The sequence below is a fragment of the Neisseria sp. P0014.S002 genome (assembly GCF_051958295.1).
GTDB classification, from domain to species: Bacteria; Pseudomonadota; Gammaproteobacteria; order Burkholderiales; family Neisseriaceae; genus Neisseria; species Neisseria flavescens_B.
The window spans coordinates 1-243 of the sequence record NZ_JBQCVO010000108.1 but is presented as its reverse complement, the minus strand read 5'-3'; the positions used below and the strand labels follow the sequence as shown (position 1 = coordinate 243).

Below are 243 nucleotides of genomic sequence, written 5' to 3'. Positions count from 1 at the left end.
CCGCTGTCTTGCAGGAATTTACGGGTTTACGGCGTAATTTTTTCATTCAAAATACGCAAGCTCTCGTTGGTACGAACCCAACCGGTAGCGCTGTCCATATTTAATACAGGGATACGCATCAACTCACGCATAGAAGGTACGCCGATCAAGCTCATTTCGCCTGATTGACCGCCTGACAGGAAACCGTAGTATTGGTCAATATCGCCTGGACCTACTTCGGAAGTTTGTTTGCCCGGTTCGGCA

1 pseudogene is annotated in these 243 nt (G+C 48.6%); it reads right to left on the bottom strand.

The window, feature by feature from the left end:
* Window positions 1–29: 29 nt before the first annotated feature.
* A pseudogene (locus ACTHSX_RS10795) lies at window positions 30–243 on the bottom strand (TAT-dependent nitrous-oxide reductase); the annotation flags it as partial.